Raw genomic sequence first — 24,257 nt, 5'->3', positions numbered from 1 at the left:
TCCGGCGCCATGGCTGCGCCCGGAAGCTCTTGACCGGTAGGCTTTCCGTGTGATCTTCAAGCGCATCGGAAACGGACGGCCGTACCCCGACCACGGCCGGGAAAGCACCCGGCAGTGGGCGGATGTCGCGCCGCGCCCGGTCCGCCTCGATCAGCTGGTGACGACCAAGGGCCAGCTCGACCTCGAAACGCTGCTCGCCGAGGACTCCACGTTCTACGGCGACCTCTTCGCGCACGTCGTGAAGTGGCAGGGCGACCTGTACCTGGAGGACGGCCTGCACCGCGCCGTCCGCGCCGCACTCCAGCAGCGCCAGGTGCTCCACGCCCGCGTCCTCGAACTGGACTGAGCCCTTCCCTCGCCCGGCCCGGTTCACCCCTGTGTGGCCGACACCCGCCCGGGAAGCCTCTCGGCTGACGCGTGCACCGACCCGCCCGGGGTCGACCCGTGCCTGGTCACCCGCCTGCCCGGGTTGGCCCTTTTGGGTTGGACTGGACCCCGGTCAATGATCATCTAGTAGGCATCGCCGCTTCGGCGCACTACGCTGCGCCCATGAGCATGCTCACTCCCCCTGGCATGGGCGGCCAGTACCGGATCACGGGGGACAAGTACCCACGGATGCGTAGAAACCGGGGGCGCCGCAGGATCGTGCTCGCGGTCGCCGCCTCCGTCACCGCACTCGGACTGGCCGGCTGGGGAACCCTGCAGCTCATCGACGTCTTCACGGGCGGCGGCGACAAGGCGTCCGCGGCGGGTTCGGCGCCGGGCTGCAGGACGTCCCCCTCCCCCTCCGCGAGCCCGGTCAAGGCCCTGCCCGAGCCCGGCCGGATCACCGTGAACGTCCTCAACGCGACGGCCCGCAAGGGCCTCGCCAAGGACACCGCGGACGCGCTGAAGAAGCGCGGCTTCAAGATCGGCGAGGTGGGCAACGCCACCAAGGCGTACGACAAGAAGGTCGACGGGCCCGGCATCGTGCTCGGTGCGAAGGCTGCTGCCGACGCCGCCCTCCCCGTCCTCGCGACCCAGCTCGCCGGTGCCGAACTGAAGACCGACACCCGGGCCAGGCCCGCGGAGGTCGATCTGATCCTCGGCAAGGCCTACAAGGCCCTGACGACGAAAGAGGACGCCGACAAGGCACTGACCACGCTGGCCAGGCCCGAACCGGCGTCCTCGACGAAGAAGGACTGCTGAAGAAGGACCGCTGTAGGTAGACCGCTGGAGGTAGACCGCTGAAGGTGGACCGCTGAAGGTGGACCGCTGAAGAAGGCGGTCCGGCTATTCGGTCGCGCCGTACATACGGTCTCCCGCGTCGCCCAGGCCCGGGACGATGTAGCCGTGTTCGTTCAGTCGCTCGTCGATCGACGCGGTCACGACCGTGACGGGGGCGCCCGCGAGGTCGCGCTCCATGACCTCGACGCCCTCGGGGGCGGCGAGCAGGACCACGGCCGTCACGTCGTCGGCGCCGCGCTTGATCAGCTCCTGGATCGCCGCGACGAGGGTGCCGCCGGTGGCCAGCATAGGGTCCAGGACGTACACCTGGCGCCCGGAGAGGTCCTCCGGCATACGGGTCGCGTACGTGGACGCCTGGAGCGTCTCCTCGTCGCGGATCATGCCGAGGAAACCCACCTCGGCGGTCGGCAGCAGACGCACCATGCCGTCGAGCATGCCGAGGCCGGCTCGCAGGATCGGTACGACGAGGGGCCGCGGGTGGGACAGCTTGACGCCCGTGGTGGCGGACACCGGGGTCTCGATGTCGACCTGCTCGGTGCGCACGTCCCGCGTGGCCTCGTAGGCGAGCAGGGTGACCAGCTCGTCGGCGAGCCGACGGAAGGTCGGGGAGTCGGTGCGGCGGTCGCGCAGCGTGGTGAGCTTATGAGCGACCAGGGGGTGGTCGACGACGTGGAGACGCATGTCCACCAGGGTATCCGGGCCCGTCCAGGCCGCCCGTCGCCCGTCGTCACCTGGGCAGAGAACACTTCGCCGATGCCATCGCGCAAACCTCCGCTGGCATCAAACCGCTCGTCGGGGGGAAAGTGGGAGTGACCGACTGGGGGTGTTGCCGATGCCGGACCCGGAGCGACAGAACCGGGAAGACCTGGAGAGCGACGCCCAGCGCCGCAGGCGCAGGGCCCAGTTCCTGCGGGAGCTCACGGAGGCTCGCGAGCTGCGCGACAGGGTGCAGCCGCGACGGGCGAAAACGGCCCGTCTGCGCCACGCCATGCGCATGCGCACGTTCCGCTGGTAGCCGTGACCGAGAGGCCTCGCTAACCGCGGACCAGGAGCCCCACGGCCGGACAGCCGCAGGCGCCGTGCCCCCAGGGCCTGCCTGCCTGGCGATGTGCGCCCGACAGGCCCCCGACCAGCCCCCGGGTCCGGCCACCGGCACGCCCGTAGGGGCATCGCGCCGCGACCCGCCGGGCAGCGCTCGGACAGGCGCGTACGAAGCCGGGTCACGGCGGCGTACGATCCCGCTGTCGGTGGGCGCCGGGCGCCCAGGTGAGGCCATGCGGCGGTGTGACGCACGCGCCACGCGACCGGGCGTGGGAACGCGACCGGGACACAGCGAGCCGAAGACCTCTCCTGAACGCTCTGTTTCTGCCACGATTCCGAGTGGGCGGGGCTCGGAGCACGTATCCCCCGCCCACAACCTCCGCCGGGGGGATCCCCAACCGGCACGCCTAGGACCAGTGGGAGAGTCACGGTGTACTTCGCCGCACTGCTCGCGCGCACCGAAGACGGGTGGGAAGCGAGCGACACAGAGCTCGACGATGTGGAGACCCTGTCGGATCTAGCCGACCTGGCCCGCGAAGCCTCGGTCGACGACGACACGGTGCTCGTCTACATCGAGCAGGAGGACGCGTGGTTCGGAGTCGTCCGCGTGGACGGCGAGGAGGACCCTCGCATCTACGTCTCGGACGGCGCGGCCGCGGCCCGCAGTTCGTACGGCGAGATCCTGCTCACGGACGAACTGCTCGGAAGGGAGCCCGGCGACGACGATGTCGCCGACTTGGACTCCCTCGATCTCGACGGCACGGAGGACGGTGAACCCGAGGACGAGACCGACAACGACGAAGAGGACGACGTCGGCACCACCTCCAAGGGTGAGACCGTGCCGTCCGGACCCATCGGAGACCGCGAGGTCCTCACCGATCTCGGTGTGAACGAGAAGGAGCTGCTGACCCTGGACAGCACCGACGCACTCGGCGAGATCGCCGAGGTCCTCGGGGCGGCAGAGGTCCTGGAGGCCGTCCGCTGACTCCGCCGAACGCGCAGGAGGAACAGGACCCCGCCGACGGTCCCGTGCCCGTACCCGTGCCCGTGCCCGTACAAGATCCCCTACAGAATCCCGTACGACATCCGGTACGAGGTCTCCTGCGCGATCCCGTACCCGACGATCCCGTACCCGACGACCCTGTAACCGACGACCCCGTACGGGACCGCTGGCGGCCCGCGATGCGGCTCGCCCTGGAGCAGGCCGGACTCGCGGGCCGCGGCGAGGACGTACCCGTCGGCGCCGTGGTGCTGGCCCCGGACGGCACGACGGTGCTGGCCACCGGGCACAACGAGCGTGAGGCGGCCGGTGACCCGACCGCCCACGCCGAGGTGCTGGCGATCCGCCGGGCCGCCGCGAGGACCGGGGAGTGGCGGCTCACCGGCTGCACGCTCGTCGTCACCCTCGAACCCTGCACGATGTGCGCCGGCGCGCTCGTCCAGTCCCGCGTGGACCGGGTCGTCTACGGCGCCCGGGACGAGAAGGCGGGCGCGGCCGGCTCCCTGTGGGACGTCGTACGCGACCGCCGGCTCAACCACCGGCCCGAAGTGATCGCCGGAGTGCTCGACGAGGAGTGCGCCCGACTGCTCACGGAGTTCTTCAGACGCCGCTGAACCGATTTCCGAGCACGGCCCATCTTGGGCTAGGATCTCTCTCGGTAGCGTGTCCGAGCGGCCGAAGGAGCTCGCCTCGAAAGCGAGTGTGGCGCAAGTCACCGAGGGTTCAAATCCCTCCGCTACCGCAGGTAGATGAGGGGCCCGGTCCACTGGACCGGGCCCTTCGTGCTGCGCTGCCTCGCTGCACTGAAAGATCGTCAGATCAACTGCCCGGGGTTACACTCGCGGCCGACAACAGGGGTCCCGACAGGCACACGGGGGAGGCCGCGATGGCGGTGAATTCGAAGAAGATCGCCGTCTACGTAGTCGTGGTATTCGCGCTGTACGTGATCATCACCGACCCCGAAAACGCGGCGGACTACGTCCAGATAGGCTTCGAGGGCATCTCGAACGCCGCCCAGTCCGTCGGTGACTTCATGACCTGGATCGCCGACGGCGCCAAGGACTAGACAGGCCGAGGGCCGCGGTCGGCGGCCGTACGACCACTGCCCCGCATCTCGGACTTCTTACCCCGTATGCCCGTATGCCCGTATGCCCGTTCCCTCGGTATCCCCGTTCCCTCGTATCCCCGTTCGTCCTGGGAGTGCATGTGATCCGCCACCTGGTCCTCTTCAAGCTCAACGAAGGTGTCGAGCGGGACGAACCCCGCGTCGCCGAGGGCGTCGCCGCCTTCCGTGCGCTCGGCGGGTCGATTCCCGAACTGCAGTTCTGGGAGTGCGAGTGGAACATCACCGACCGCCCCATCGCCTACGACTTCGCGATCAACTCGGCGGTCGAGGACACGGAAGCGCTCAAGCGGTACACCGAGCACCCCGACCACCAGGCGGGCGTCGCTCTGTGGCGCGAGTTCGCCACGTGGGTGATCGCCGACTACGAGTTCTGAGCCGCGACGCCGCGACGCGACGCGTCCCGCGCGGAACACCAGCCCCTCGCCCGAACGGCGGGGGGTTCTTTCATGCCCCGAACCCGAAGCGGGCCGGGGGCGAGCCAGGGGCGGGCCGGGGACGGGCCGGGGACGGGTTCAACACGGAGTGATGAGGTGCTTGCACACAGTGCACATGTCTTGTGATGCTATGACCGCTTTTGACCGATGAGTTGACGCATGTGTCTGACGGACGTCGTTCGGACTTGTGTTTTCACGGGTTGACGGACCCAGAGGTGGAGTTGACCGTGCCGGCCAGTACCGCGCCTCAAGCACCCGCACCTCCCCAGCAGAAGCCGCAGGCCCTCGAACGGCTCGACGAGCCGGGCGATTCCCAGGACCAGAGCCCGCAGCGGCGCCGCGGGGCCGACACCCGGGCCCTCACCCAGGTCCTCTTCGGCGAGCTCAAGAACCTGGAGCCCGGCACCCCCGAGCACGGCCGGGTGCGGGCCGCGCTGATCGAGGCGAACCTCCCGCTCGTGCGGTACGCCGCCGCCCGCTTCCGCTCACGCAACGAGCCCATGGAGGATGTCGTCCAGGTCGGGACCATCGGGCTGATCAACGCCATCGACCGCTTCGACCCCGACCGGGGCGTGCAGTTCCCGACCTTCGCGATGCCCACCGTCATCGGCGAGATCAAGCGGTACTTCCGCGACAACGTCCGCACGGTCCACGTACCGCGCCGGCTGCACGAGCTGTGGGTGCAGGTGAACAGCGCCACCGAGGACCTCACGACGGCCTTCGGGCGCACACCCACGACCGCCGAGATCGCCGAACGGCTGCGTATCGCCGAGGACGAGGTGCTGGCCTGCATCGAGGCCGGGCGCTCGTACCACGCGACCTCCCTGGAGGCCGCCCAGGAGGGGGACGGGCTGCCGGGTCTGCTCGACCGGCTCGGCTTCGAGGACCCCGCACTGGACGGCGTGGAGCACCGGGACCTCGTACGGCACCTGCTCGTCCAACTTCCCGAGCGGGAGCAACGCATCCTTCTGCTGCGTTACTACAGCAATCTGACGCAGTCACAGATCAGCGCGGAACTGGGTGTCTCGCAGATGCATGTGTCAAGGCTCCTCGCCCGTAGTTTCGCTCGGCTTCGATCCGCAAACAGGATCGAGGCGTAGCCCCGGGGAGCGAATCGCTCTCAAGGCCTTTTCTCGTCATCTCTGCGCCGAAAAACCGTCAGACCCCTCTTTTCCAGGGCCTATTCACCCCTCTTGTGTCGACATGTCACTACAGCGTGTTGCCGACATGTGACATTCTTCCGGTGACGCGTTTGCCGCAGCCCCGCCTCCGGTATTCAGGTGGAGGCTGCGTTCCTTCGACGGGAGCGTCCGCCGCGACCGTCCGCGACCCAAAGGGGGTGGCATGTCCGCAGACCAGGGCAGCTCGAAGGTGCTCACGCTCACGAAGAGCGAATCCGCGCCAGACGTGCTTCACAGTGTCGTTGTCGAGGTTCCGGCCATCCAGGCCGCGGAAGCCCCGGCCTTCCCCCCGACCCCGGAAGTGATCGACACCCGAACGCTGTCCCGCTCCCTGTTCCTGCGGCTCGCCGCACTGGACGAGAACAGTCCCGAGCGCGGCTATGTGCGGGACACCCTCATCGAACTCAACCTCCCGCTGGTGCGTTACGCGGCCGCCCGTTTCCGGTCGCGCAACGAACCGATGGAGGACATCGTCCAGGTCGGCACGATCGGCCTGATCAAGGCGATCGACCGCTTCGACTGCGAACGGGGCGTGGAGTTCCCGACGTTCGCGATGCCGACGGTCGTGGGTGAGATCAAGCGCTTCTTCCGGGACACCTCGTGGTCGGTGCGCGTCCCGCGCCGGCTCCAGGAGCTGCGGCTCGCGCTGACCAAGGCCAGCGACGAGCTCTCCCAGAAGCTGGACCGCTCGCCGACCGTCGCCGAACTCGCCGTCGTACTGGGCGTGTCCGAGGAGGACGTGGTCGACGGCCTGGCGGTGGGCAACGCCTACACGGCGTCGTCCCTCGACTCCCCGGCTCCCGAGGACGACGGCGGCGAGGGCTCCCTCGCGGACCGCCTCGGTTACGAGGACACGGCACTGGAGGGTGTCGAGTACCGCGAGTCCCTGAAGCCCCTGCTGGCCAAACTCCCGCCCCGCGAGCGGCAGATCATCATGCTCCGCTTCTTCGCCAACATGACGCAGTCGCAGATCGGCGAGGAGGTCGGCATCTCGCAGATGCACGTCTCCCGGCTGCTCACGCGGACGCTGTCCCAGCTGCGGGAAGGCCTCATCTCGGACTGAGCTACCGCCAAGACCCTGTGAGGGGTCCGAGATTGACGGGTCGTCAGCCACACCGGCGCGATGCGTCGACGGGTGGGGCAGCGGTCGATACGTGGTCGCCGAGGGGCCCTTGGGGGTGTCTCGGCGGCTGTGGTCTGTCTCGGGACCATGACGTCGGTCGCCTGCGGTGACGGCCTCGGCAGCCGCAGCAGCTCGGCAGCGGCAGCAGTCTCGGCAGCGGTCTCGGCCTCAGTGGTGGCGGAGGCGCGAGTGACGGGTACGTCGCCGTGCAGCGTCCCTCGTCGTGCGCAGAGGGCGTCGCGCCCACGGGGACGTCGAGCTGGTGACTCCGGAGAGCCCGTCCGCGATCAAGGGGCCGGTGAGCGGCCCGAGTTCGGTGGATGGGGCGCCCGGCGGTACTCGGTCGGGCGATGGCGGAGACCCATGCGGAGGTCTCGCCGTGCTGGTCGTCGGCGAGCCCGAGCGGGAGCCCGAGCGGGAGCCCGCTGACAAGCGATGGTGCGAGAAGGTCACCGTCGGGTTACACAGCGCCGGGGGCACCGCGGTGCGTTCGGGCACGGTGACCTTCGGGACGCACGTCATCGACGCACTCGGGATCGACTGGGCGAGCGTCGAGTCGGCCGAACGACTGCCCGTACCGATCGCTCCGGGCAGCCGGACGGAGGAGCCCTGGACGGAGGAGACCTGGACGGCGTGCGTCGACGCCATGGGAGTCCCCCGCGCGAGCGCAGCCGAGCGTGGGAGAGTGCGCCGCTCGGCATGCACGCACGTGTGGAGACGCGGGACGTGTCCGTCCGGTGGGCGTAGGGCGCCCGGCGGCGCCCCGCGCGGTTACCTGAGGGCGAGCCAGGCGACCACGGCGACGATCGCGACCGCCACGATCACACCGACGATCAGGCCGACACGGGGACCCTGGGTGGTGGCCGCCTGCTGCTGCTGGCGGCTCTGCGGGTCGTCGACGAAAGCTCGGAACATCTGGGTGCTACCCGCGGGGTCGTAGTTGCCCTCGGGGCCCTGGGTGTTTGCCATGCGCGTGACCCTATCGGGTGCGATCTGCGGCCCCAAGTTCTGGGGCAGTCCATCTGGTGCGCGCTGTTCCCGGGAGCTTCGCCCCCGGACCCCGTTGTCGGCCTTGCGGCCTCGTCCTCGAACGCCGGACGGGCTGGGTGGGGCTGCGGCCGGGCGGCTGTGGAGAACCGCCTGAGCTGCGAGTTTACGTTCGCTAATACGTGCCTTTGCCAAGCTTTTAGCCCGGAGGGTCCCGTCTAGTTTGCCTGCAGCAACCATCTGTATTTATGGTTGCCTTAAGCAACAAAAACATGAGGGAGGTTCGGTGGCCGCTCGACGGCAGTACGAGGAGCTGGCCCAGCAGCTCAGCGCCATCGGCGCCGTGAAGCGGGGGCTGGGCCGGATCCTCCCGCACGAGTGCCCGGCGGGCTCCGCCGCGGTGCTCACGCTGCTCGACCGGCACGGCGAGATGCGGATGAGCCGTCTCGCCGAGCTGATGGCCATCGACATGTCGGTGACCAGCCGGCATGTGGCACACGTCGCCGAGCACGGCTGGATCGACCGGTCCCCGGACCCTGCCGACAAGCGCTCCCGCATCCTGCGGCTCACCCCCGCCGGACGGGACATGCTCGCCGACCTCTCCGAGCGCTATATGAACGCGCTCGCCCACTACCTGGCGGACTGGTCCGACGACGAGGTCGACCAGCTCAACACCCTGCTCGGACGACTGCGCGCCAGCTTCGGCGACTGCCGACCCGTACCGGCCGTACAAGCCGTACCGGCCCTGCCGGCCGCACCCGCCGTGCCCGCCGCGGCGCCCCCCGAGCGGACCACCCGTACACCTGTATGACGCAACACAAGAAAAGGAAGCCCATGGCAACGACCACACCAGCCGGTGTGCGGGGCTCACACGCCAAGCACGGAGGCGTCCCCGACGGCGCTCCGATGACGCACCGGCAGATCATGGAAGCCCTGTCCGGGCTGCTGCTCGGCATGTTCGTCGCGATCCTGTCGTCGACGATCGTCTCCAACGCACTGCCCGAGATCATCGGCGACCTGGGCGGCGGCCAGTCCGCCTACACCTGGGTCGTCACCGCCGCCCTGCTGTCGATGACCGCGACCACGCCCCTGTGGGGCAAGCTCGCGGACCTGTACAGCAAGAAGGCGCTCGTCCAGATAGCGCTCGTCATCTACGTCCTGGGCTCGGCCGCCGCCGGCCTGTCGCAGAACGCGGGCATGCTGATCGCCTGCCGCGTGGTGCAGGGCGTCGGCGTGGGCGGTCTGTCCGCCCTCGCGCAGATCGTCATGGCCGCGATGATCTCCCCGCGTGAGCGCGGCCGGTACTCCGGCTACCTCGGAGCCACGTTCGCCGTCGCGACCGTCGGCGGCCCGCTGCTCGGCGGTGTCATCACGGACACCAGCTGGCTCGGCTGGCGCTGGTGCTTCTACGTCGGTGTCCCCTTCGCGATCATCGCGCTGATCGTCCTCCAGAAGACCCTGCACCTGCCCGTCGTGAAGCGGGACGTGAAGGTCGACTGGGCCGGAGCGTTCTTCATCTCCGCCGCGGTCTCGCTGCTGCTCCTCTGGGTCACCTTCGCGGGCGACAAGTACGAGTGGGTGTCGTGGCAGACGTACGCGATGGTCGGCGGCTCGATCGCGCTCGGACTGCTCTTCGTGCTCATCGAGTCCAAGGCCAAGGAGCCGATCATCCCGCTGCGGCTCTTCCGCAACCGGACCATCGCGCTCTCCTCCATCGCCTCGCTCTTCGTCGGTGTCGCGATGTTCTCCGGCACCGTCTTCTTCAGCCAGTACTTCCAGCTGGCCCGCGACGAGTCGCCCACCATGTCCGGTGTGCTGACGATCCCGATGATCGCCGGTCTGTTCGTCTCCTCCACCGTCTCCGGCCAGATCATCACCAAGACCGGAAAGTGGAAGGCCTGGCTGGTCGGCGGCGGCGTGCTCATCACGGCGGGCCTCGGTCTGCTGGGCACCATCCGCTACGACACGGACTACTGGAAGACCGGCGTCTTCATGGCGCTGCTGGGTCTCGGCATCGGCATGATGATGCAGAACCTGGTGCTCTCCACGCAGAACCAGGTGGCGCCCCAGGACCTCGGCGCGGCCAGCTCCACGGTGACCTTCTTCCGTTCCCTCGGTGGCGCGATGGGCGTCTCCGCGCTCGGCGCGGTGATGGCCAACCGCATCACCGACTACGTCAAGGACGGCCTCACCGGCATCGACCCCAAGTACGCGGCCGCGGCGAGCCATTCGACCGGCAGCATCCCGGACATGGACTCCCTGCCCGCGCCGCTGCGCACGGTCATGGAGAGCGCGTACGGGCACGGCATCGCGGACGTCTTCATGATCGCGGCTGCCCTGGCCCTGCTCGCCTTCCTCGTCACGCTGTTCATCAAGGAGGTCCCGCTGCGGACCTCGGGCGGGCTGGCGCAGGCCGCCGAGGCAGCCCAGGCCGCCCAGCCTCAGGGCACGGCAGCGGTCGCCGAGGCCGCCCCGGCGGCGGACTCCCCCGCGGCGGCCGGCTCGGCCGACGTCTTCCCGAACGGGACCGACGAGCGCGTACCCAGCTGGGCCGTCGCGGACACCGGCGCCGGTGAAGGCCTTGAGCGGGGGCCCGCGGGCACCCAGCGGCTCTCGGCCGTCGCCACCCTGGCGGCCGGTACCGACGCCGGCGCGAGTGCCGGTTCCGGCGGAGTCCCCGTCCACGGGTTCGTACGCGGTGCCGAGAGCGCGCCCGTGCCCCGGGCCGCCGTCACGCTGATCTCCCTCGCGGGCCGTCAGCTGGGCCGCTCGGTCGCACAGGCCGACGGTGCCTACGCGGTGGACGCGCCCGGCACGGGTTCGTACGTGCTGATCGCCTCCGCGGACGGGTTCCAGCCGCAGGCCTCGACGGTCGTCGTGAACGGTGAGCCGCTCGCGTACGACATCCTGCTGAGCGGCACGAGCGGGCTCGCCGGTGCGGTGAAGGCCGCCGAGAGCGGGCGGCCGGTCGTGGGCGCGATGGTCATCGTGACCGATGTGCGCGGTGACGTACTGGCCACCGGGACCACCGGTGAACAGGGCGAGTTCGCCTTCGCCGAGCTGGTGCCCGGTGCCGTGACCGTCGCGGTGAACGCCGCCGGACACCGCCCCCGCGCCCTGCCGGTCGAGGTCGGCGGCACCGGGGTCACCCGGGTCGAGGTCGAGCTCACCGCCGGAGCGCAGCTCCAGGGCGTGGTGCGCGCACCCGCCGGCCCCCTGGGCGACGCCCGGGTCACGCTCGTCGACGCGGCGGGCAACGTGGTCGGCACCGCCACCACCGGGACGGACGGGGCGTACGCCTTCGCCGACCTGGACAGCGGCGAGTACACCGTCATCGCGACCGGCTACCCGCCGGTGGCCACGGCACTGACCGTGAGCGGCGGCGGCGTGGACGGCCACGACATCCGGCTCGCCCACCCCGGCGAGTAGTCGCAGGACCACCTGAGTAGTCACAGGGCCACCTGAAGAACGAGTAGTCGCAGAACCCGGCCCGTGGGGCGCGTCCCGAGCGGAGGCGCGCCCCACGGGCCGGATCGACGAGATGAGGTTGTGTGCAATGGGACTGACCGCGCGGATCCGTACGCGGGACGGCTGGGCCGTGTCGCACGCGGTCGTCACCGTGACCGACATGACGGGTGCCCAGGTGGTGCGCGCCGAGGCCGACGAGGAGGGCGGTGTGCGGGACGCGGTCGTGCTCGCGCCCGGCGCGTACACGGTGATCGTCACGGCCGTCGGGTACGCGCCCGTCGCGTCGAGCGCCATCGTCACGGCGAGCGGCCGGGCCGAGATCGGCACCGTGACCCTCGCCCGCCAGGGCGGTACCGAGCTGCCGCCGCCGGGCCCCTGGACGGTGGACCCCGCCCACTCCTCCGTGGGCGCCGTCGCCCAGCACCTGGGGATCTCCAGCGTGCACGGCCGGTTCACGCGGTTCGCCGGTTCCATCGAGATCGCCCCGGACGACGTCGCCAAGTCCCGGGTGGAGGCGGTGATCCGGGCCGACTCGATCGACACGGGCAACGCCATGCGCGACGGGCATCTGAAGTCGCCGGACTTCCTGGACGTGGAGCGCCACCCGGAGATCACGTTCGTCTCGACGGGTCTGACCCCGGCCACCGGCACGGACCGCTGGACGGTGCGCGGCGACCTGACCCTGCACGGGGTCGTACGCCCGGTCGACCTGGACCTCGCCTACCTCGGCACCGGCGCCGACCCCTGGGGCGGCACCCGGGCGGCCTTCCGCGCCACCACGGAACTGCGCCGCGAGGACTTCGCGATGAACTACAACCAGGTGGTGCAGGCGGGCATCGCGGCGATCGGCACGACGCTGAAGGTGGAGCTGGACATCCAGGCCGTACAGGGCGAGACACTCCCGCAGACATAGACATAGACATAGACATAGACATGGACATGGGCATGGGCATGGGCATGGGCATGGGCATGGACATGGACATGGGCATGGGCACGGTCGTAGGCACGGCAGGGTCAGCCTGGGCGGGCCGTTGTAGCCCTTAGGCTGCCCCCATGGCACCGAACATCGCGACGAACACCTCCGTATCGCCGGCCGAGTTGCTCGACTTCGTACGTCCCCGTCATCGCGCCATCCTGCTGACCCGCAGGGCCGACGGGAGCCCGCAGGGTTCGCCCCTGACCTGCGGGGTCGACGACTCGGGCCGCATCGTCGTCTCCACCTACCCGGAGCGCGCCAAGACCCGCAACGCCAAGCGCGACGAGCGGGTCAGCCTGATCGTCCTGAGCGACGAGTGGAACGGCCCCTGGGTCCAGATCGACGGCACGGCCGAGGTGATCGACTCCCCCGACTCGGTGGAACCCCTGGTCGAGTACTTCCGCAACATCTCGGGCGAGCACCCGGACTGGGACGAGTACCGGGAGGCCATGCTCAAGCAGGGCAAGTCGATCATCCGCATCACCCCGGAAAGGTGGGGCCCGGTAGCCACGGGCGGCTTCCCGGCCCGCCTGGCATAGGACGACTTCATCCCCCCTAGGGGCGCGGGGAACGGCGCGATCTTCGGCCTTTGCCCCTAGGGTCTCCACCCCTCAGGAGCGCGGGGAACGGCGCGATCTTCTTGTCTTTGCCCTCAGCGGCGCGGGCAACCGCCCCGCACCCCTACCCCTCACCGCCGCGAAGCACCACCGTCTCGATCCCCGCGATCACCAGGTCCAACGCGAACCCGAAGTCCCGCTCGTACATCTCCTCCACCGTGCTCCCCCCACGCGCCCTCATCAGCTCGTCGGACTCCTCCAGGACGTCATCGAGTTCAGGAGCCGACCGCAACGTGCTCAGCGCCTGCTGGAAGTAGGCGTCAGGGCTCATCCCCGCCTCGGCCGAGCGCGCCGTGAAGTGCCCCTCGATCGTGCCGAACCCGTACACGAACTGGAAGACGGCCGAGATGGCCCCCGCCAGCCGGTGCGTGGGCAGCCCCGTCCTGCGGATCACCCGCTGCACGGTCCGCGAGAAGGCGACCGACCTGGGCCCGATGTTGAGGAACGTCCCGGCGAGCGGCGAGGCCCACGGGTGCCGTACGAGCAGCGCCCGGTAACCGGAGGCGATCGCACGGAGCTGATCCCGCCAGTCCTCGTCCGCCGCCGGATCGGGCAGCTCCAGTTCGCCGTAGACCGCGTCGAGCGCGAGCTCAAGAAGGTCGTCCTTCGTGTCCACGTACCAGTAGACGGACATCGCGGTCACATTCAGCTCGGCGGCCAGCCGTCGCATGGAGAACTTGGCCAGACCGTCCGCGTCGAGCAGCCGTACCGTGGCCTCGGTGATCCGGTCCCGGTCGAGCGACGCCGGCTGGCCGCCCCGGGCGCCACCACCTCGCGGGGCCTTGCCCTCCAACCACACGCTGGTCCGTGCCGGGCGCTCGGCCCGGTCGACTGCCCTCACCATGGCGCACCTTCCTCGACACTCCCACGCCGGGACGCCTCGGACCACCGAGGTCCGCCCCAGCCCTGATACCTACCGGGCGGCCCTCACATCGGCGCCGCCGCCACCGCGGAGTCTGCCCTCTCGGCCCGCCGAAGCAACGCGGCGGCCAGCAGTCCGCCGAGGAGCACGGCCACCGCGCCCACCAGCTGGCTGGTCTCCAGGCCCGACGCGAACCCGTCCGTGATCCGCGCGCGCTCGTCCGCCGAGCCCGCCGCGGCGAGCGTCGCCGGGAGCGACGCCGCGGCGAACGGGATCAGTGCGGCGAAGCGGGCGTTGAGGACCGCGCCGAGGACGGCGACACCGAGGCCGTTGCCGAACTCGGCCAGCGTGCCGTTGATCCCCGCGCCCACGCCCGCCTTCTCCGGCGGGATCGCGCTCATGATGGCGTGCGCCATGGCGGGGTTGGCGACCGCGCAGCCCGCGCCGATGAGCAGCAGGCCGAGGAGCGTGCCGCCGTAACCGCTCGCCGTGAGGGTCGCGATCGACACCAGGCCGCCCGACATCAGCACCATGCCGAGGGCGATCGACACCGGTGTGCCGAGTTTCGCCGTGAACTTCGCCGACAGTCCGGTGAAGTTGAGGGCCACCACGGTCAGGGCGAGCGGCGCCGTGCGCAGACCCGCCTCCAGGGGCCCGTATCCGAGGACGAACTGGAGGTGCTGGGTCAGCAGGAAGAGCGCGCCGCCCATGCCGAAGGTGATCAGCACGGCGCCGGCGACCGCCCCCGTGAAGCGCCGGTCCCGGAAGAAGTGCAGGTCCAGCATGGGATAAGGGATGCGGCTCTCCCAGTAGGCGAAGAGGGCCAGTACGAGGAGCGCCAGGGCGGCCGTGGCGATGACGCGGCCGGAGGTCCAGCCGTGCTCCGGACCGGAGATGATCGCGTACACGAGGGCGGTCATGCCGATCGTGGAGAGCAGTGCGCCGAGGAGGTCGGGGCGGTCGCCGCGCGGGTTTCTGGATTCCGGTACGAGGGTGATCACCGCGGCGAGTGCCAGTGCCACCACCGGCAGGTTGATGAGGAAGATCGCGCCCCACCAGTAGTGGTCGAGCATGAACCCGCCGAGCAGGGGCCCGGTCGCGAAGCCGAGGGCGTTGACCGCGCTCCAGATACCGATGGCCTTCGGCTGCTCGTCGGGCGCGAAGATCTGCATCGCGACGGCGAGCGTGGTGGTGAGCAGCAGCGCGCCGCCGACGCCCATGCCCGCGCGGGCGGCGATCAACTGCCCGGTGGTGTCGGCGAGTCCGGCGACCAGGGAGCCGATGCCGAACAGGACGAGTCCGGCGACCAGCATCTTCTTGCGGCCGTAGCGGTCGGCCGCGCTGCCCGCGCTGAGCAGCAGCCCCGACTGCACCAGCGAGTACGCGTTGATCATCCACTGGATGTCTGAGGTGCCTGCGCCCAGTTCCCCGGTGAGTGTGGGGATCGCGACGTTCAGCACGGTGTTGTCGAGCAGCACGGTGAGCTGGGCGAGGCAGATGACACCGAGGATCAGCCACCGCTGGGGGTGGCCCTGGGAAGGGGGCATGCCATACACCGTAGAACACTTCTTATACGGCGTACAACGCAGTTACGGGCGCATGGCAAGGCAGTTACGGGGCGCATGGCAAAGGCTGTTACGGGGCGCATGGCGAAGGGCGGTGGCCGGGGCACTCTCACCCCGGCCACCGCCCCTACCAGTGCGAACCGTCAGCTGCTCGTGGCCTGCGTCAGGTCGTAGAAGGTGGACGAACCCACCGTCACCTTCTTGAAGTTGTCCTCCACCCAAGCGGTGATCTTGGACGCGGTGCCGGAGTCGTCGCTGCCGCCACCGCCGCCCATGGAGCCGGAGGAGATGAAGTAGTGGATCTTGCCGTCCGCCACGTACTTCTTGAACTGGGCCAGCGTCGGCGAGGGGTCACTGCCGTTGAAGCCGCCGATCGCCATCACCGGGTCGCCGGTGGAGAGCTGATAGCTCGCGGCGTTCTGCGCGCCGATGGCCGCCGCGGCCCAGGTGTAGTCCCCGGAGTTCTTCTGCAGGAGCGCCTTGGCCTTCGAACTGACGGTCGCGCCGTTGAGCAGACCGCCCATACCGCCACCGCCTCCGCCGCCCATACCGCCGCCGTCACCGGCGCCACCGGCGGTACCGCCACCCGGCTGGGTCTGGCCGTTCTGGCCGTTCTGCTGGCCGTTGCCGCCCGGCATGCCGCCGGTCGGGGGCTGCCCCGTGCCGCCGCCCTGCTGGCCGGTGCCGCCCTGCTGGTTCCCGCCCGGCATACCGCCGCCGCCACCGGGACCGCCGCCCATGCCGCCACCGCCACCGGGGCCGCCGCGACCGCCCGAGACCGAGGGCCCCGCCGTGACGATCGAGCCGCTGTGGCCTTCGTTCAGCGTGGTCAGCGTGTACGCCGTCGGGCCCGCGAGAGCCGCGACGAAGCTGAGCCCGACCACCGCGAGGGACAGCCTTCGCCCCAGCCGCGAGATGAAGATCAGGCCCAGCGCCGCGACCAGCCCGCCGACCAGGACCAGCCACTTCAACCAGGGCAGGTAGTCGGAGGAACGGTTCAGAAGGACGTACCCCCAGACCGCGGTGGCCGTACTGCCGGCCGCCATGGTGAGCGAGATCCACATCCGGCCGCGCTCTTCCCACAGCACGCTCGCGCCCATGCCGACCACGGCGGCGACGTACGGGGCGAGGGCCACGGTGTAGTACTCGTGGAAGATGCCCTGCATGAAGCTGAAGACCAGCATGGTGATCATCAGCGAGCCGCCCCAGGCGAGGAACGCGGCACGGGCCGTGTCGGTCCGCCTGGCCTTCCACGTCAGGGCGATGCCCGCGGCGAGCACGATCAGCGCGGCCGGGATCAGCCAGGAGATCTGACCGCCGATGGAGGAGCTGAACATCCGGTCCCAGCCGGTCTCGCCCCAGCTGCTTCCCCCGCCTCCGCCTCCGCCTCCGCCACCGCCGACGCTGCCGGTCTCCTCGCCGTTGATGCGGCCGAGCCCGTTGTAGCCGAAGGTCAGTTCGAGGAAGGAGTTGTTCTGCGAGCCGCCGATGTACGGGCGGGAGGACGCGGGCCACAGTTCGACCAGGGCCACCCACCAGCCGCCCGCGACGATCATCGCGAGGCCGCTGAGAAGCACCTGGCCGATGCGCTTGCGCAGGTTCGTGGGGGCGAGGATCACGTAGATGATCGCGAGGGGCGGCAGGATCAGGAAGGCCTGGAGGGTCTTGACCAGGAAGGCGAGACCGACGGCCGCACCCGCCCACAGGAGCCACTTCGTCTCGGCCTTCTCCATGGCGCGCAGTACGCAGTAGACCGTGACGGCCATCAGGAGGGCGAGGGCCGCGTCCGGGTTGTTGAAGCGGAACATCAGCGCGGCGACAGGCGTGAGCGCGAACACCGCCATGGTGATGAAGCCGGCCGCGGGGGTGAACCTGCGGCGCACGGCCCCGTACAGCACTCCGGCCGTGGCGACGGCCATGAGGACCTGCGGGAACAGGATCGCGAAGGAGTTCAGGCCGAACAGCCGCACCGACAGGCCCATCGGCCACAGAGAGGCCGGGGGCTTGTCGACGGTGATGGCGTTGGCCGAGTCGAGCGAGCCGAAGAAGAAGGCCTTCCAGGACTGGCTGCCGGCCTGGGCCGCCGCCGAGTAGAAGGAGTTGGCGTACCCGGAGGCCGTGAGGTTCCACGTGTAGAGCGCGCCGATCAGCAGCAGGGCGCCGAGGAACGCGGGGCGCACCCAGCGGTTGTCCTCGGGCCGCCCGCGCCACAGGCGGCGCGCGAAGGGCTGCTCGGGGCTGCCGTCCTCGGGGGCGGTCGGCTCCGCCGGAGTGACCGGGTCGGCCGGTTCCCGTACGGCGGCCGGTTCCCGTACGGCGGTCGGGGCGGGTGGCCGCCGGTCGGGACCGTCGGGGCCGGCGGGCCCCGTGCCCGGATGGTCATGAGTCGTCGTCATCGCGCGTTCCCGTTCCCGTTCCTCGGATCGTGACCGTGGTCGTTCGGGGGCACCGGCTGCATCCGCATGGGCGGGTCCCCCCACATCTGGTGGTCGTGCGGAGCGTCGGCCGTGCCGTACGAACCGGATGTGTTCGCCGTGCCGTACAGGGACTGCGTGCCGTACGGGGACTGCGGCGCCGTCGCGTAGACGGGTGACGCGGGTCCGGCCGGCACAGGTGGGGCAGGCGGCACGTGCGGCGCGGCGGGTGTGTGAGAGGCGACGACGGTCGACGGTGACGTGTCGTGCCGGTCCGGGAACACCCAGGCCCGGAAGAGCAGGAACCGCAGCACGGTCGCCGCGAGGTTGGCGACGATCAGGACCGCGAGTTCGGTGGCGTGCGCCGGTTCGGTCGTCGCCGCGTTCAGTGCGGCGAGCGAGCCGCTGGTGAGGGCGAGTCCGATACCGAAGACGACCAGGCCCTGCGCCTGGTGCCGTATCGCGCTGCCCTTGCCGCGTACGCCGAAGGTCAGGCGCCGGTTGGCGGCGGTGTTGGCGACCGCCGAGACGAGCAGGGCGAGCGCGTTGGCGATCTGCGAACCCGAGAACGTACGGAAGCCGCTGTAGAGCACCAGGTAGAACAGTGTGGACAGGGCGCCCACGACACAGAATCCGACGAGCTGGCGGGCCAGGCCCTTCGGTACGCCGTTGATCTCGCGGTCGCGCGGGTCGTCGCCGAACGGCCGGGCGAGGCGGTCCAGCGCCAGTGAACCGGTGGCGAGGGCGCGTCCCACGCGCCACACGCCCTTGAGGTCGTCGGTCGCGGTCTTCACGATGTGCACGGTCGAGTCCGGGTCGTCGACCCAGTCGACCGGTACCTCGTGGATGCGCAGCCCGGCCCGTTCGGCGAGGACCAGCATCTCGGTGTCGAAGAACCATCCGGTGTCCTCGACGAGCGGCAGCAGCACCTGCGCCACATCGCGCCGGATCGCCTTGAAGCCGCACTGCGCGTCGGAGAACCGGGCCTGCAGCGAACCCCGCAGGATCAGGTTGTACGTACGGGAGATGAACTCCCGCTTGGCGCCCCGCACCACCCGCGAGCTACGGGCGAGCCGCGAGCCGATCGCCAGGTCGGAGTGACCGGAGATCAGCGGGGCGACCAGCGGAAGCAGGGCGTTCAGGTCGGTGGAGAGGTCGACGTCCATGTAGGCGAGGACCGGGGCGTCCGAGGCGGACCAGACGGTGCGCAGCGCCCGGCCGCGGCCCTTCTCCTCCAGCCGGAACGATCTGACCTCGGGGAGCTCCGCCGCCAGCCGTGCCGCCACCAGGGGAGTGGTGTCCGTGGACGCGTTGTCCGCGACGGTGATGCGGAACGCGTACGGGAAGGTGCGGGACAGGTGCTCGTGGAGTCTGAGCACACACGGCTGGAGGTCCTTCTCCTCGTTGTAGACGGGGATCACTACGTCCAGGACAGGCGTACCGGCATTTCCGGCCGGGAGGTGCTCCCGCGCCGGCAGGTTGCCGGGAGAAGGTTCGGTTCGCATGACAACGACTGTCGTCAAGCGCCCTGTTGCACCCATGTGGTCGTGCTGTGCTGTGCCTGTGAGTACGGTTGTGAATTCGTTTCGGAAATGAACGCCTCATGAGAATGGGGCGCTTGAGGGGCCAGCGCGGGCAGATGCACGGTAAAGACGGTGTGCCCGGGGACGCTGTCGACGGTCACCGCACCGCCGTGCGCGGCCGCGACGGCCTGCACGATGGCGAGCCCGAGCCCGGTCGACCCGGAGGAGCGCGAGCGCGACGAGTCGCCGCGCGCGAACCGTTCGAAGACGTGCGGCAGGAGGTCCGGCGGGATGCCCTGCCCGTTGTCCTGGACGTCCACGCACACCCAGGACCCCTGGCGGCGCACGCGCGCGGTCACGGTCGTGCCCGGCGGTGTGTGGGTACGCGCGTTCGCGAACAGATTGACCATGACCTGCTGCACGCGGGCCGCGTCGGCCAGCACCAGCGCGGGTTCGTCGGGCAGTTCGAGCCGCCAGTTGTGCTCGCGCCCGGCCGCGCGGGCGTCACTCACCGCGTCCACGACCAGCGGGGAGAGGTCGGTGTGCTCGTAACTCAGCGGCCGTCCCGCGTCGAGGCGCGCGAGCAGCAGCAGGTCCTCGACGAGGCCCGTCATCCGCCCGGCCTCGGACTCGATCCGGCCCAGCGCGTGCCGGGTGTCGGGCCCGGTCTCTTCTCTGCCGCGTCTGGTCAGCTCGGCGTATCCGCGGATGGACGCGAGAGGCGTACGCAGCTCATGGCTGGCGTCCGCCACGAACTGCCGTACGCGCGTCTCGCTCTCCTGGCGCGCGTGCAGGGCGCCGTGGACGTGGTCGAGCATGCGGTTGAGCGCGGCCCCGACCTGCCCGACCTCGGTGTGCGGATCGGTCTCGGACTCCGCGACCCGCTCGTTGAGGGTCACCTCGCCGGTGTGGAGGGGCAGTTCGGAGACGCGGGTGGCGGTGGAGGCGACCTTGCGGAGGGGGCGCAGGGCCACGGTGACGATGGCGGCGCCGGCGATACCGGCGGCGATGAGGCCGGCGGTGGTGACGCTCACCTCGACGAGGATGAGGGTGTTGAGCGTGTTGGTGACGTCCTCGGTGGGCATGCCCACGTAGAACGAGCCGTTGTCGCCGGTCTGGTACTGGACGTGGTACTCGCCGAGGCCCGGCAGAGTGACCGTGTGCGGCTCGCCGTCCCGCGGCACATCCGCCAGGACGGCCTGCTGCGCCGAGGTGAGGGACTGGGGGTCGACGTCCGGGATCCCGTCGTCGCTCTTCGTCTTCTTGCCGACCTTGGCTTCGGTGATGCTGTCGCCACTGACCTCCGCGGCCACCGTGCCGCTGGGCTGCGGGCCCTGGCTGACGAACTCCGTCAGCGTCTTCTTCGGCTTGCCGTCGCCGCCAGGACCGCCGGGCTGGGCCCCGGTGGGGTTCAGGGGGCCCGCCGCCCGCATGGCGGCGTCCCTCAGCGAGTTGTCGAGCTGCTCGTACAGGTGGGAGCGGAGCGCGATCGTCGTCACCGTACCGATCACCGCGCACACCACCGCGATCAGCGCGACCGCCGAGACGACGAGCCGCGTCCGCAGGGTCCGAGGCTGCCGGCGCCGCTGCGTGCGCGGGGCCCCGGACGGTCGGCGCCGCTGCGTACGCGGCCGTCGTCGCCCGCTCACGACGTCGCGGGCTTGATCAGGTAACCGGCGCCGCGCCGGGTGTGGATCATCGGCTCTCGGCCGGCGTCGATCTTGCGGCGCAGATACGAGATGTAGAGCTCGACGACGTTGGCCTGTCCGCCGAAGTCGTACGACCACACGCGGTCGAGTATCTGCGCCTTGCTCAGCACCCGGCGCGGATTGCGCATCAGGAACCGCAGCAGCTCGAACTCGGTCGCGGTGAGGTGGATGCCGTCACCGGCGCGCGACACCTCGTGGCTGTCCTCGTCCAGGGCGAGGTCACCGACGACGAGCACCGAGTCGGAACGACGGTCGGCGGCGCCGGAGCGGCGGATGAGGCCGCGCAGCCGGGCCACCACCTCTTCGAGACTGAAGGGCTTGGTGACGTAGTCGTCGCCGCCGGCCGTCAGACCCGCGATCCGGTCCTCGACCGCGTCCTTCGCGGTAAGGAAGAGAACGGGCACTTCGGGCAGCTCACGGCGGAGCCGGCCGAGGACGGCGAGACCGTCCATGTCGGGCAGCATCATGTCGAGAACGACGGCGTCCGGCCGGAACTCACGGGCGGTCTGCACCGCACCGGTTCCGTCGGCCGCGCTGCGGATCTGCCACCCTTCGTAGCGAAGGGCCATGGACAGCAGCTCGGTGATCGACAGCTCGTCGTCCACGACAAGCACACGGACGGGGCTCCCGTCCGGCCTCAGCAGTTCGGTGCGCCCCTGGGGCGAGGTCGTGGTCATAGCCAACACACTGGTGGCCCGCCCTGAGAGCACCCTTTCGGGAACCTGTGAATCCCCTGAGAAACACACAGCCGCCTCTCAGGCAACACTTGGGGACTGCTCGCGACGGCTCGTGACCCCTTGCGACTGCTGCGAGGGCTGTACGCACAAGCGGTCCGGCGTTCGGGCGGGCCCGGCCCTCACAGCGGCCCTCACAGCCCGAACAGCCGCGCCCCGTTGTCATGACAGACCGCCCGCAGCCAGTCCTCCCCGAGCCCGAGCCGCTCCAGTGCCCGCAGCTGATGCTCGTACGGGTAGGGGATGTTGGGAAAGTCGGTCCCGAGCAGGATCCGGTCGCCGAGACCGGAGAGGCGGGAGCCGCCAGAGAGGCAGGCAGGGCGGGAGAGGCGGGCGGGGCGGGAGAGGTCCACGGGGTGGAGGAGCCCGGCGGGACGGGGGAGTGCGGCGAGGCGAGGGAGCGCACGCCGGGGGAACGGCGCGAGCTCCTCGCTGAAGTCCGTGAACGCCATCGTCGTGTCCAGCCGCACCTCCCTGAACCGCTCGGCGAGGTCCAGGAAGTCCTCGTACTCCGGCATCCCCATGTGCGCGATCACCAACCGCAGCCGCGGATGCCGCGCGAGCACCCGCCCGACCGGCTCGGGCCCCGTGTGCTTGCCTGGTGAGGGCCCGGAACCGCAGTGGATCACGACGGGGGTCCCCGCCTCGGCGAGTAACCCCCAGGCCGGATCGAGAAGTTCGTCGGCAGGGTCGTACGCCCCCACCTGGACGTGCGCCTTGAAGACCCGCGCCCCGTCGTCCAGCGCCTTGCGCACATACTCCGCCACACCGGGCTCAGGGAACAGCGTCGCCGTGTGGAGGCAGTCGGGGGTCCGCCGGGCGAAGTCGACGGCCCACTGGTTCAGCCACTCGGCCATGCCCGGCTTGTGCGGGTAGAGCATGGCGGTGAAGGCACGCACGCCGAACTGCCGCAGCATGGCGAGCCGTTCGTCCTCCTCGGCCCGGTAGGTGATGGGCCACTCCACACCGCCGGTGAGCGGCCCGAGCCCGTCGAAGTACGCCCAGACCTTCTTCAGAACGGACTCGGGCATGAAGTGGGTGTGGACGTCGACCAGCCCGGGAAGCCCAAGACCCTCCCAGAACCGCCGTACGCCGACAGCCTCGCGCTCCGCATCCGTCTTCTCCGTGCCGTCAGCCATGCCCGCGCTCGAAACCGTGGCTCCGCTCGACCTTGGCGACGTGCGGCGCGTAGCGCTGGTACCACTCGGCACGCCCACGCCCACGCCCACGTCCACGCCCACGCTTCTGCGCCGCCCGGTGCTCGGCGTTGCTCCGCCACCCGTCTACCAAAGAGGATCTGCAAGGGATCGATCCTTTGACCATCCGGCCACTCCTTCATGCCCGCGCTCCCCGGGCCCTCGCCTACGCCATCGCCATCGCCCTTAGCCTTACCCCTCAGAAAAGCCCGTCCTGAACTCCCCCGAACTCGCGCACGGGCACGGTGACGTCCCCGCGCTCCCCCGGTCCGGTCGCCCCGGTCAGTTCCCACCCGGTCATGAGCCGCGTATCGAGCACGACGACCCCCCGCCCGGTCAGCAGATGCAGATCGGGCCCGGCGGCGGCGACCAGTTCCCCCCGCACGACGCCTCCCGGCACCAGCTCGCCGACCACGGCCGCGGCCGGCGGCAGCCCGTCGAGCCCGAACGCATCCGTGTGGTCGACGGCCTCGAACGGCATCCGCTCCAAGGCGTCCGGCCACCCGCCCAGCCCAACGGCCCGCGTGTGCAGTTCCCGGATCTCCGCCGCCCGTACGTCCCTCTCCGGCAGCGCGCTCCGCACGGCCCGCTTGGCGTCGTACGCGATCCGGTCCGGCACTCCCAACGCCGTACGCAGCAACTCCTCACTGCGCCGGGCGGACATCAGCGGCCCCCGCCCCAGCCAGGTGAAGACGACGGCGCCCTGCTCCAGCAGCCGGGCCGACCCGCGCTCGACGGCGGTGATCCCCACCTTGACCATCCCGGGTCCGAACCAGGCCAGATAGACGGAGTAGGGCCGGGGGTCGTCGGCGATGGTGTCCGCCGCGACGGAATGGGCCCGGTCCAGCCGTGCGCACTCCTCGCACCGGGCCCCGACACCGCGCCCGGACACCGCGGCCCCCGCGAAACAACTGTGCCCACGCGCCCCCACACACCGCCGCTCACCCCCGCCCACGACGGCGAACGCGACCTGCTTCCCCCACGGCAACACACTGCGACGCCCCCCGTCCCAGACCAGCACGGGCTCCCGCCCGACCCACCGGAGCCCCATGCACTTCCACACCTGTGCCATCA

Annotated in this window: 23 protein-coding genes and 1 tRNA gene; 14 read left to right on the top strand and 10 right to left on the bottom strand. The window is 70.4% G+C overall.

Annotation, left to right across the window (positions count from 1 at the left end; genetic code table 11):
- The first annotated feature begins 49 nt into the window (after nucleotides 1-49).
- Both ACIOKD_RS29075 and ACIOKD_RS29070 read left to right on the top strand, forming a co-directional pair.
- Nucleotides 50-346, top strand: a complete 297-nt coding sequence (locus ACIOKD_RS29075; protein ID WP_003999914.1) for a type II toxin-antitoxin system VapB family antitoxin — start codon at nucleotides 50-52, stop codon at nucleotides 344-346.
- Nucleotides 347-549: 203 nt separating this feature from the next.
- Complete coding sequence (locus ACIOKD_RS29070; protein WP_402089863.1) at nucleotides 550-1,188, top strand: LytR C-terminal domain-containing protein; 639 nt, start codon at nucleotides 550-552, stop codon at nucleotides 1,186-1,188.
- A gap of 84 nt (nucleotides 1,189-1,272) precedes the next feature.
- Here ACIOKD_RS29070 and upp read toward each other — a convergent pair whose 3' ends face one another.
- Nucleotides 1,273-1,908 (bottom strand): uracil phosphoribosyltransferase, encoded by a 636-nt coding sequence (upp, locus tag ACIOKD_RS29065; protein WP_402089861.1) that lies wholly within the window; start codon nucleotides 1,906-1,908, stop codon nucleotides 1,273-1,275.
- Between the two features lie 151 nt (nucleotides 1,909-2,059).
- Here upp and ACIOKD_RS29060 point away from each other — a divergent pair, with 151 nt between their 5' ends.
- The 8 genes from ACIOKD_RS29060 (at nucleotide 2,060) to ACIOKD_RS29025 (ending at nucleotide 7,072) form a co-directional block, all read left to right on the top strand.
- The gene (locus tag ACIOKD_RS29060; protein ID WP_107020608.1) at nucleotides 2,060-2,242 is read left to right on the top strand and encodes a hypothetical protein; all 183 of its coding nucleotides are present in this window, start codon (nucleotides 2,060-2,062) and stop codon (nucleotides 2,240-2,242) included.
- Nucleotides 2,243-2,698: 456 nt separating this feature from the next.
- Nucleotides 2,699-3,253 (top strand): hypothetical protein, encoded by a 555-nt coding sequence (locus ACIOKD_RS29055; protein WP_402089859.1) that lies wholly within the window; start codon nucleotides 2,699-2,701, stop codon nucleotides 3,251-3,253.
- Between the two features lie 197 nt (nucleotides 3,254-3,450).
- On the top strand, nucleotides 3,451-3,882 hold the full coding sequence (tadA, locus tag ACIOKD_RS29050; RefSeq protein ID WP_402090006.1) for a tRNA adenosine(34) deaminase TadA: 432 nt from the start codon (nucleotides 3,451-3,453) through the stop codon (nucleotides 3,880-3,882).
- A 43-nt stretch (nucleotides 3,883-3,925) separates the two neighbouring features.
- Nucleotides 3,926-4,010, top strand: a tRNA-Ser gene (locus ACIOKD_RS29045).
- A 144-nt stretch (nucleotides 4,011-4,154) separates the two neighbouring features.
- A complete protein-coding gene (locus ACIOKD_RS29040; RefSeq protein WP_267028048.1) occupies nucleotides 4,155-4,334 on the top strand; it encodes a hypothetical protein in 180 nt (59 codons plus the stop codon).
- 140 nt (nucleotides 4,335-4,474) lie between these two features.
- Nucleotides 4,475-4,768, top strand: a complete 294-nt coding sequence (locus ACIOKD_RS29035) for a Dabb family protein (RefSeq protein WP_402089856.1) — start codon at nucleotides 4,475-4,477, stop codon at nucleotides 4,766-4,768.
- Nucleotides 4,769-5,055: 287 nt separating this feature from the next.
- Nucleotides 5,056-5,928, top strand: coding sequence for an RNA polymerase sigma factor SigF (locus tag ACIOKD_RS29030; protein WP_402089854.1), 873 nt, complete (start codon nucleotides 5,056-5,058; stop codon nucleotides 5,926-5,928).
- Between the two features lie 244 nt (nucleotides 5,929-6,172).
- Nucleotides 6,173-7,072 (top strand): RNA polymerase sigma factor SigF, encoded by a 900-nt coding sequence (locus ACIOKD_RS29025; protein ID WP_402089852.1) that lies wholly within the window; start codon nucleotides 6,173-6,175, stop codon nucleotides 7,070-7,072.
- 831 nt (nucleotides 7,073-7,903) lie between these two features.
- Here ACIOKD_RS29025 and ACIOKD_RS29020 read toward each other — a convergent pair.
- Nucleotides 7,904-8,101 carry a hypothetical protein gene (locus tag ACIOKD_RS29020; protein ID WP_402089850.1) on the bottom strand — a complete coding sequence of 66 codons (198 nt, stop codon included), beginning with the start codon at nucleotides 8,099-8,101 and terminating at the stop codon, nucleotides 7,904-7,906.
- Between the two features lie 304 nt (nucleotides 8,102-8,405).
- On the opposite strand from ACIOKD_RS29020, the gene ACIOKD_RS29015 reads away from it, so the two are divergent.
- From ACIOKD_RS29015 to ACIOKD_RS29000, 4 genes are all read left to right on the top strand, one after another.
- Nucleotides 8,406-8,930: a MarR family winged helix-turn-helix transcriptional regulator gene (locus ACIOKD_RS29015; protein ID WP_402089848.1), complete on the top strand. Its 525-nt coding sequence runs from the start codon at nucleotides 8,406-8,408 to the stop codon at nucleotides 8,928-8,930.
- A gap of 23 nt (nucleotides 8,931-8,953) precedes the next feature.
- Nucleotides 8,954-11,548 (top strand): MFS transporter, encoded by a 2,595-nt coding sequence (locus ACIOKD_RS29010; protein ID WP_402089846.1) that lies wholly within the window; start codon nucleotides 8,954-8,956, stop codon nucleotides 11,546-11,548.
- Nucleotides 11,549-11,675: 127 nt separating this feature from the next.
- Entirely contained in the window at nucleotides 11,676-12,500 is an 825-nt protein-coding gene (locus ACIOKD_RS29005) for a YceI family protein (protein WP_402089844.1), read from the top strand.
- A gap of 140 nt (nucleotides 12,501-12,640) precedes the next feature.
- Complete coding sequence (locus ACIOKD_RS29000; protein WP_402089842.1) at nucleotides 12,641-13,102, top strand: PPOX class F420-dependent oxidoreductase; 462 nt, start codon at nucleotides 12,641-12,643, stop codon at nucleotides 13,100-13,102.
- A gap of 142 nt (nucleotides 13,103-13,244) precedes the next feature.
- Here ACIOKD_RS29000 and ACIOKD_RS28995 read toward each other — a convergent pair whose 3' ends face one another.
- The 8 genes from ACIOKD_RS28995 to ACIOKD_RS28960 form a co-directional block, all read right to left on the bottom strand.
- Nucleotides 13,245-14,024, bottom strand: a complete 780-nt coding sequence (locus tag ACIOKD_RS28995) for a TetR/AcrR family transcriptional regulator (RefSeq protein ID WP_402089840.1) — start codon at nucleotides 14,022-14,024, stop codon at nucleotides 13,245-13,247.
- An 83-nt stretch (nucleotides 14,025-14,107) separates the two neighbouring features.
- Nucleotides 14,108-15,589, bottom strand: a complete 1,482-nt coding sequence (locus tag ACIOKD_RS28990; protein ID WP_402089838.1) for an MFS transporter — start codon at nucleotides 15,587-15,589, stop codon at nucleotides 14,108-14,110.
- A 161-nt stretch (nucleotides 15,590-15,750) separates the two neighbouring features.
- Entirely contained in the window at nucleotides 15,751-18,003 is a 2,253-nt protein-coding gene (locus ACIOKD_RS28985) for an ArnT family glycosyltransferase (RefSeq protein WP_402089836.1), read from the bottom strand.
- Complete coding sequence (locus tag ACIOKD_RS28980; protein ID WP_402089834.1) at nucleotides 18,000-19,526, bottom strand: glycosyltransferase; 1,527 nt, start codon at nucleotides 19,524-19,526, stop codon at nucleotides 18,000-18,002. Before ACIOKD_RS28980 ends, ACIOKD_RS28985 begins: the two co-directional genes overlap by 4 nt.
- 14 nt (nucleotides 19,527-19,540) lie before the next feature.
- Nucleotides 19,541-21,193: an ATP-binding protein gene (locus ACIOKD_RS28975; RefSeq protein ID WP_402089832.1), complete on the bottom strand. Its 1,653-nt coding sequence runs from the start codon at nucleotides 21,191-21,193 to the stop codon at nucleotides 19,541-19,543.
- The gene (locus ACIOKD_RS28970) at nucleotides 21,190-21,930 is read right to left on the bottom strand and encodes a response regulator transcription factor (protein WP_398287183.1); all 741 of its coding nucleotides are present in this window, start codon (nucleotides 21,928-21,930) and stop codon (nucleotides 21,190-21,192) included. The genes ACIOKD_RS28975 and ACIOKD_RS28970 overlap by 4 nt, the downstream gene beginning before the upstream one ends.
- Nucleotides 21,931-22,121: 191 nt before the next feature.
- Nucleotides 22,122-23,126: an amidohydrolase family protein gene (locus ACIOKD_RS28965; protein WP_402089829.1), complete on the bottom strand. Its 1,005-nt coding sequence runs from the start codon at nucleotides 23,124-23,126 to the stop codon at nucleotides 22,122-22,124.
- Between the two features lie 256 nt (nucleotides 23,127-23,382).
- Complete coding sequence (locus tag ACIOKD_RS28960) at nucleotides 23,383-24,255, bottom strand: DUF2797 domain-containing protein (protein WP_402089827.1); 873 nt, start codon at nucleotides 24,253-24,255, stop codon at nucleotides 23,383-23,385.
- Nucleotides 24,256-24,257: the final 2 nt, after the last annotated feature.

Source organism: Streptomyces sp. NPDC087844 (genome assembly GCF_044742785.1).
Taxonomy (GTDB): domain Bacteria; phylum Actinomycetota; class Actinomycetes; order Streptomycetales; family Streptomycetaceae; genus Streptomyces.
This window is presented reverse-complemented; position numbering and strand designations above follow the sequence as displayed.

Bases quoted from the DNA above. Each gene is read 5' to 3' on its own strand.
- ACIOKD_RS29070 (WP_402089863.1), top strand. From the start codon at position 550: ATGAGCATGCTCACTCCCCCTGGCATGGGCGGCCAGTACCGGATCACG.
- upp (WP_402089861.1), bottom strand. From the start codon at position 1,908: ATGCGTCTCCACGTCGTCGACCACCCCCTGGTCGCTCATAAGCTCACC.
- ACIOKD_RS29060 (WP_107020608.1), top strand. From the start codon at position 2,060: ATGCCGGACCCGGAGCGACAGAACCGGGAAGACCTGGAGAGCGACGCC.
- tadA (WP_402090006.1), top strand. From the start codon at position 3,451: ATGCGGCTCGCCCTGGAGCAGGCCGGACTCGCGGGCCGCGGCGAGGAC.
- ACIOKD_RS29040 (WP_267028048.1), top strand. From the start codon at position 4,155: ATGGCGGTGAATTCGAAGAAGATCGCCGTCTACGTAGTCGTGGTATTC.
- ACIOKD_RS29025 (WP_402089852.1), top strand. From the start codon at position 6,173: ATGTCCGCAGACCAGGGCAGCTCGAAGGTGCTCACGCTCACGAAGAGC.
- ACIOKD_RS29020 (WP_402089850.1), bottom strand. From the start codon at position 8,101: ATGGCAAACACCCAGGGCCCCGAGGGCAACTACGACCCCGCGGGTAGC.
- ACIOKD_RS29010 (WP_402089846.1), top strand. From the start codon at position 8,954: ATGGCAACGACCACACCAGCCGGTGTGCGGGGCTCACACGCCAAGCAC.
- ACIOKD_RS29005 (WP_402089844.1), top strand. From the start codon at position 11,676: ATGGGACTGACCGCGCGGATCCGTACGCGGGACGGCTGGGCCGTGTCG.
- ACIOKD_RS29000 (WP_402089842.1), top strand. From the start codon at position 12,641: ATGGCACCGAACATCGCGACGAACACCTCCGTATCGCCGGCCGAGTTG.
- ACIOKD_RS28995 (WP_402089840.1), bottom strand. From the start codon at position 14,024: ATGGTGAGGGCAGTCGACCGGGCCGAGCGCCCGGCACGGACCAGCGTG.
- ACIOKD_RS28990 (WP_402089838.1), bottom strand. From the start codon at position 15,589: ATGCCCCCTTCCCAGGGCCACCCCCAGCGGTGGCTGATCCTCGGTGTC.
- ACIOKD_RS28985 (WP_402089836.1), bottom strand. From the start codon at position 18,003: ATGACGACGACTCATGACCATCCGGGCACGGGGCCCGCCGGCCCCGAC.
- ACIOKD_RS28980 (WP_402089834.1), bottom strand. From the start codon at position 19,526: ATGCGAACCGAACCTTCTCCCGGCAACCTGCCGGCGCGGGAGCACCTC.
- ACIOKD_RS28970 (WP_398287183.1), bottom strand. From the start codon at position 21,930: ATGACCACGACCTCGCCCCAGGGGCGCACCGAACTGCTGAGGCCGGAC.
- ACIOKD_RS28965 (WP_402089829.1), bottom strand. From the start codon at position 23,126: ATGGCTGACGGCACGGAGAAGACGGATGCGGAGCGCGAGGCTGTCGGC.
- ACIOKD_RS28960 (WP_402089827.1), bottom strand. From the start codon at position 24,255: ATGGCACAGGTGTGGAAGTGCATGGGGCTCCGGTGGGTCGGGCGGGAG.